Source organism: Mesorhizobium sp. M7A.F.Ca.CA.004.04.2.1, assembly GCF_004022825.1.
GTDB lineage: Bacteria > Pseudomonadota > Alphaproteobacteria > Rhizobiales > Rhizobiaceae > Mesorhizobium.
Genome location: NZ_RZPH01000244.1, coordinates 1 through 6571 on the forward strand (window position 1 = coordinate 1; position 6571 = coordinate 6571).

Below are 6571 nucleotides of genomic sequence, written 5' to 3' on the forward strand. Positions count from 1 at the left end.
CCACGAACTCGAACAGGACGTCCGAAATCCACATGGCGCAGACGCCGATCAGGAAGGCGGCCGCCAGCGTGGTGGTGTCGTCGGCGGGATCGGGCATCGGCAGGCCGGCGATCCTGGCGTAGGACACCGCCGGCAGCGTCAGGTAGGCCGCCGCAAGTGCGCCGCAGATCGGCGAGGCCACCATTTCGCGCAGCTTGTAGCGATGCCGCGACAGCGCGCGCAGAACGCCGCCGGCGAGGCCCGCCGCCACGACCGGTCCCTTGATGCCGAGCAGGTCGAAAAGATCGTTCATCATGGCCTCCAGCCGCAAAGCTTCTGGCCCTTTTCGTTGTGAGCCAGGATCGCCGCCACCGACGCGTCGGAAAGGGTCGCCGCCTCCGCCCTTGTCGGCCGGAGGGGATGCCCGGCCGCGCAGAACGACCCGCCTGATGTGGTGCAGCCGGCCAGCAGCAGCGAGAGCGCTATGATTTTGACCATCTGGCCAGCCTCCCTCTGTTGTCGTCCGGCGTCCGGCCGGCGACGGCATCGTCGATCTTCTGGGCTTCGGTGCGCGCCGCGGCGTCGGCGGCATCCTGCCTGGCCTTCTGGCTGGCCTTGCCCTTGGCATAGGCTGTCCAGGCACCGGCAAGCGCGGCGCCCATTGCCAGAAGATACGGCCAGGCCTGGCCAAGCAGCGCGAGGGTGAGTGTTCCCATCTCATGTCTCCTTGGCCGGCGGCGCGACCATGCCGCGCGGCCCGTCACGCACCGCGTTGATGATGATCTTGGCAAGGGCAATGGCGCCGCTGATCTGAAGCGCGGTGCGGTCGCTCACGCCGAGCAGCGTCCAGTCGAAGCCGGCGAGCGCGCCGCCGCAGATGATGGCGATCAGCGTGTTGAGGAGATTGTGCAGCGCATTGGTGTTGAACCATCTCATCGAAACAGGCTCCCGAAAAAATCGGCGACGTGATGCCGGAAAGCCGCGAGCGCTCCGGCCATGAGAACGAGGATGCCGGCCGCGGCAGCCGCCTTGCCGCCGGGCGCCGGCGGCACGGGCTGGGCCGCCGGCATCACATCAGCCGATGTCTCGGCCCTGGGCGGCGCCGGCGCGGCCACCGGCGCCGCGGGGCGCTGCGCCGACATCAGCAGGGCCTGAACCCGCACCGACCTGACCCGATCGGACCAGCCGCGCCCGAATGTTGCCCATGTCGGCAACCGCTTGAGGAACGCCAGCCGCGCATCGCAAAGCGCATCGATGGTCACACCGGCCGGCTTTGCCTTGGCCGCCGCGACGGTGACCGGTCCGATCCGCCCGTCCTGCGCAACGCCGACGGCCGCCTGCAAATATATGGCCGCCCGGCCAGGCCCGCTGTTGACGGCGAAATCGAACACAGCGTGGTCGACGCCATCGGGCAATTCGGCGCCGAGCACAGCGTCCCAGTAGAAGCGGCGATAGACGGTGGCGACCTGCGCGTCGCTGATCGCACGCAGATCCGCCTTCGTCGCGTCGGCCTTCACATAGCGACGGAAGCTGGCAAGCGTCACGCCCTTCATGGTGGCGCCGCCGGGGTCAGCCGGATTGTCCGACCAGCCGCCTTCCGATTTGAGAACAAGCGCAAGCGCCCGCGCGAAGTTGCGGTCCATGGTGGTTCCTTTCCGCCCTTCCGGGCAGTTGTTCAGTTTTTGATTTTTGGTATGTTCGCCGGGTGGAGGTTAGGTTTGACGCGGGCGATTATGATTCTGGATATCATTCGCCAAGTTGGCAGATACAGACTTTAAAATTCTGAGTATCAGCAAGAGACCCGTGCGCTCGGTAAGTCATTGACGCACCTAGGGCGCGTAAAAGCACATATGCCTGACATAAAACATTTAGTTTTAGGAGTCCTCATCGGCGCCTTCTCCATCGCGTGGGTAGTTATTGCCACGATAGGGGTGCGGCGAGAGACGCGCGCGTACAACAAAAGCCTGAGAGACATCGATGAGAAGCTCCGTCAGGATAAAGATCAATAGGAGTTCGAAATTCAGCGAGTTTCAGCTAGTGCTTTTGAAGACGAACAGCTTTGTGTGAAAGGATACTGGGCTGATCACTAAGTCGATCGCGCGTCGTAAGGTCACCATCGGTCGCGACCGGCTCTCATACAATGGTTCAAGCAGGCGCTTTAACAAGCTGCTCTCCCGCATCAACCCCAGATATCCGCCCCTGGACCGACTTTCCAAAAGCCGGAACCCCATCCCGCTGATCGTTCTAATTGTGTCGTTCGGGGTGAAGGCAAATTGGTAAAATCGGGCCATGTCCGCGGCACTCACATCTTCGTATCGACCGAGCCGCATCTTTAGACGCCTCAATGGCGACACGCTGGGGACAGTTAGGAAAAGGAGTCCGCCAGGTTTCAGCACTCGGCGTGCCTCCTCGATGATCGATGCGTAACCATCCTTGAAGTGTTCGATCACCCCCAAGGACCACACCCCTTCGAAAAAGGCATCCTCGAATGGCATTTCTCGCACGTCACCGAGAACGATATTAAGTTCTGGGGCGTGCTTTTTGATCCTAGCGATGGTTACGGGGGCAAAGTCTAATCCGTAAGCCTCGAACCCTGCGTGATGGAGCCCAAAGACTGTATTGGCCACACCGCAGCCTGCATCAATCACTCGATCAGGCGGGCTTAAATACTTTCGGGTAACATGCTGGACAAAGACGCTCTTTTTCCGAATGTCCGCTGCTGTTAGGGATTGCGCCCAACGATCGTCCCAGAATCCTTCGTCGGCTGGTCGGTCGATGAATACAAGACGATCATGCTGCTGATCGAGATATACCTGCTCCACCATTCATTTGCCTCCCCCAAGGCGCTGCTCAACATCAGTTCATTTGCCTCCCCCAAGGCGCTGCTCAACATCAGTTCATTTGCCGTAGTCTCGACCCACAATCGGAACAGCCGGAACGCTGGTATGGAAGCGCCCGAAGAGCAGTACCCACACCAAGACCTGAATCGTCACGAAACCGACGAATGGCTGCCGTGCCTGCGCAAGAACGTTCTCCAAGGCATTCCGGTGCGCATAGACCCCTATCACGCTGCCGAGGATGATCCAGAAGAAGAACCACATACCCTTACTTTTGAGCGAAGCATGGTGCAACGCCACCAACGCTCCGCCATAGATCAACCCAAATACGATCACAACGGGAATACCACCAATCGCCCACGCCTGCCCCCAGAATGTACCAGCCAAGCCGTACAACGCCTGCGAAAATATCTGGGTCTGGAGCACCGTGTTGAACCCAGTGCTGTCAAAGCCGAAGGCCGACGGCTGAATTAGCAGTTGCGCCAAGGTATCGCGAACCGTGTTCCACCATGGATAGGTCGTGCTACTCCTAATCAGCCCTTCGATGTTTTCATGAGTGCCGAAGGCTTCCCAGGAGGCCACCATAGCCATCGGATCAGAACCGCCTGCCAGCATCCTGCCAAACGGCAGGTCGCGTTTGTAGGCCAGATAGAAGGGCTTCATAAAGAAGATGATCGCAAGCGTCGCCAGCCCGATCGCCCATGCCTTCCAATGCAGGGCCGCCTTCGTTATCGGCCACTCCCACAACAACACGATGGCGAACGCCATTGCCAAGATCACCGGGACAGTCCGATCACCCGCGATCGCATTAAGTGCGACCATTAACGCAAAGATGGCTTGATAAATACGAGCGCCGCGACCCCACAACCTATCGAAATAGATCGATGCCAGAAGGCCGATGCCGCTGACCCAACGCCACACGATCGAAATGAGCCCACCAACGGCGTCATAGATGTCGGCACGCTCCATCGCGTACCACTCAAGTCCAGCCCTGTTTGCCATCCATGCATAGCAGGCTAAAGAAATGATCAGCGCGCACCGAATGAACCAGGTGACCCGCATCGGGTGCAGCTGGTAACAAGGGGGACGCCCCCCGTCCACAGACGAAGGCATCAGCAGCAGCGCCAACCCGAACCCTAGCCAAGCAGCGACCATCACCAGAATTGCTTCCGACGACGCCGGCTCGAGATATGGCACCAATCCTTTCGCGCTCACAGGTCGCGTGAAGCCAATCAGCGCGGGCACCGAATAAGCAAGAAGGCCGACATAGCCAATCGCTACAACAGAAACCCGATTGTGGCGGGCCACAAGTATAAAGGTGGTCACGGCCACCATTGACCACAGAGCGAGCACCATATCTTTCGTTCGTCCATTTGGATCAAAAAAGCAACCTAGGCGATTCGGTCATTCACAACGACAAAGTCTACAACTCGAAATCGCCCGCCCAGCCGACTGTCGCGCTGACCACCCATGAGCCCGTTGCGTATGCCTCCAGGGTTACACGCTCGCCGGGATCGAGAATGAGATATTTTCCTGCACCGCCGCCCTTGATCGTGTCCGTCCCGTTGGGCTCGATGTTCATGACATGGGTTGCGTGTACTCCGGCAAAGCCGATCCGAAGGCCAGGCACGGCAGGCGGCAGCGTATGTGTCCGCGTCCCGCCGGCCCCGTTGTTGTGGCAGAGTGCCCGGTTGTGAAGCCCGGACAGCGTTGTGTTGACGGTCAGATTGGTCGGCACACTCGACGTCCCCTGCAGGCCGGGATTGTTGCCGCCAATAAACCTGGTCGCGATGCCGGCCGTGATGGAACTGCCGGTGCCATCACCAACCCATTCCGTCATGTCAAAGCCATCGACCAGCATTTCGTCTATCACGCCGCCGGTGCTTACCCGAAAAGCAACGCCAATGGAGGTCGAGTTTTTCAGGGCGATGTCCCTGAGACTGGCTTTGCGCAGCCGTTGGCCCACGGAAAGGTTGAACCGGATGCCATGCGACTGGGTGTTTCCCCTGATGCCAGAAAGGCTAAGGCTCGCCGGTGTCACTACGTTCGCAACGACGACGGCGTCGGTCGAGCAGTTCATCAACGTGCCCGGACCGATCGCAAGAGGCGTCTGGTAGGGCGCGGCGATTACGGCTGTGGCACCCGACATTCCACCCGTGATCGTCTCGCCAGCCGGAAAGATGCCGGCCGAGCCGCGCACATAGATGCGCCGGGTCGCGCTGTTTGCTGTTTTGGCAATCGCAGAGTTGCCTCCAGTGATTGTCTCACCGGCCTGAAACGTCCCACTTATCGGCAAGACCCTTAGCACGTTGGCAAAGAAGTCGACCAAGATGCCCGTCGCGCCGGATGAACCGCCTGTCACCGTCTCACCGAGTTCATAGTCGACGGTTGAACCGGTGATGACGATTTCAAAATGTTGGAACCGCAGGGTTCCGGCGGAGCCAGAGGTGCCGCCGCTGACCGTTTCGCCAGTCGCAAACGATCCAACTTGCGAGCTGAGGGCGAACTGATATTCGCCGTTTGGCTCCAATTGCAGGGCGGTGTTGTAGCGATCGATGTACCAGTTATCGAGCCGGCCCGACTGAATCTGAACGCCAAAGACGTTACCGGCAGAACTACCGGAGAGCCGGTTGCCGATTGCCCTGACATTCGAAATGACGATCTCGCTGTTGGCATCAGTCGCAGCTACGCCAACCAGACAGTCATTCGCCACTACGTTAGTTATGATCCCTCGCGGATCTCGCGCACCGGTCATCTCCACCCAGACACCGGCGGAGGGGCTGTCGAGATGTGCATCCGCGAAAACCCCGTCGACTAACACGTCGGTGGTGTTTAGATTCCCCGTATAGGTCAACACGACGCCGTCGCGTTTGCACTTCGCCGACCGGATGTTGCGCACGATCGGCTTGCGGACGCCGGCCACGTAAACCGTGTCGCCAAACTCGCCGCCGGTTGGCGTGACGATGTTATAGCCGTCAATGTCCTCAATCGTCGGGCTGTCGACACAGAGCGCCATCACGCCGGCAAGGCCAAGATTGCGGACTTTCACGCCGCGAATTGTCGGCCGCTTCCGGCGTGCACCAGTGGAGAGGCCGACGCGAATACCGATAGAAGCCTGGTAGCCGGCATGTGATCCACCATCAATCGTGAGGTCCCCGTCTATCAGGACGTCATCGGCAGCAATATCGATGACGGGATGGTGGCCGGTAACGGTGCCGACTGGCGCGCGCAGGATTAGGGCAGAGCCGCCCAGGCATTCGACGCGCTTCTTCGCTGTCGAGATCGTGTGGTTGCCGTCGGTCTGGTAGGAGCCGTCAATCAGCACATGCGGATAGCTGCCCGCGAGCAGTGCACTGATAGCAGCCGTGGCATTCGCACCGCCACCACGCGCGCCGAGCATTGATGCCGTCACCGGAATTGAGGCGAGCGTATAGCCTGTCTTCGTCATGCCATCGCTCAGCGTGATCACCAAATCCCCGACATTCGTTCCATTCTTGCGGTACACAGCGCCGCTGCCTGCCACCTGAGAGCTGTCGCAGAAGGCGGTGCGGATGTATGTGGGTGCTATCGGCGGGTAAAATGCCTCGGCCGTCGCCTTGGTCGCGAATTGCGGATCGATCACCGTCGTCATGGCGCCCGTCGCTACGTCCGCAGCGGCCTGGGCCTGGTCGATGATGCCTTGCGCGGCTGCCTGGATATCGCCGACGGTGTCGTCGGACTGGTAGAACGAGAGCACAATGTCATCGGTGCCGATC

The 6571-nt window shown here is 60.2% G+C and carries 8 protein-coding genes; all 8 read right to left on the reverse strand.

Features of this window, described 5'->3' with window-relative positions:
* Positions 1–292: hypothetical protein (locus EN893_RS13390; RefSeq protein WP_128361583.1), on the reverse strand; the 292-nt coding region annotated here is incomplete at its 3' end.
* Entirely contained in the window at positions 292–477 is a 186-nt protein-coding gene (locus tag EN893_RS13395) for a hypothetical protein (protein WP_127271123.1), read from the reverse strand. The genes EN893_RS13395 and EN893_RS13390, both read right to left, overlap by 1 nt.
* On the reverse strand, positions 462–695 hold the full coding sequence (locus EN893_RS13400; RefSeq protein WP_127271125.1) for a hypothetical protein: 234 nt from the start codon (positions 693–695) through the stop codon (positions 462–464). The genes EN893_RS13395 and EN893_RS13400 overlap by 16 nt, the downstream gene beginning before the upstream one ends.
* Position 696: 1 nt before the next feature.
* Entirely contained in the window at positions 697–915 is a 219-nt protein-coding gene (locus EN893_RS13405; RefSeq protein ID WP_027035106.1) for a hypothetical protein, read from the reverse strand.
* Positions 912–1622, reverse strand: coding sequence for a glycosyl hydrolase 108 family protein (locus EN893_RS13410; RefSeq protein ID WP_127271129.1), 711 nt, complete (start codon positions 1620–1622; stop codon positions 912–914). The genes EN893_RS13405 and EN893_RS13410 overlap by 4 nt, the downstream gene beginning before the upstream one ends.
* Before the next feature lie 387 nt (positions 1623–2009).
* Positions 2010–2804, reverse strand: coding sequence for a class I SAM-dependent methyltransferase (locus EN893_RS13415; protein ID WP_128361584.1), 795 nt, complete (start codon positions 2802–2804; stop codon positions 2010–2012).
* A gap of 72 nt (positions 2805–2876) precedes the next feature.
* Positions 2877–4172, reverse strand: a complete 1296-nt coding sequence (locus EN893_RS13420) for a hypothetical protein (RefSeq protein ID WP_127270495.1) — start codon at positions 4170–4172, stop codon at positions 2877–2879.
* 67 nt (positions 4173–4239) lie between these two features.
* Positions 4240–6571, reverse strand: a 2332-nt coding sequence (locus tag EN893_RS13425) for a hypothetical protein (protein WP_206640113.1), incomplete at its 5' end; no start/stop codon positions are given.

What these genes read in the sequence shown, in the direction of transcription:
- EN893_RS13395 (WP_127271123.1), bottom strand. Translation starts at nt 477, where the DNA reads ATGGTCAAAATCATAGCGCTCTCGCTGCTGCTGGCCGGCTGCACCACA.
- EN893_RS13400 (WP_127271125.1), bottom strand. Translation starts at nt 695, where the DNA reads ATGGGAACACTCACCCTCGCGCTGCTTGGCCAGGCCTGGCCGTATCTT.
- EN893_RS13405 (WP_027035106.1), bottom strand. Translation starts at nt 915, where the DNA reads ATGAGATGGTTCAACACCAATGCGCTGCACAATCTCCTCAACACGCTG.
- EN893_RS13410 (WP_127271129.1), bottom strand. Translation starts at nt 1,622, where the DNA reads ATGGACCGCAACTTCGCGCGGGCGCTTGCGCTTGTTCTCAAATCGGAA.
- EN893_RS13415 (WP_128361584.1), bottom strand. Translation starts at nt 2,804, where the DNA reads ATGGTGGAGCAGGTATATCTCGATCAGCAGCATGATCGTCTTGTATTC.
- EN893_RS13420 (WP_127270495.1), bottom strand. Translation starts at nt 4,172, where the DNA reads ATGGTGCTCGCTCTGTGGTCAATGGTGGCCGTGACCACCTTTATACTT.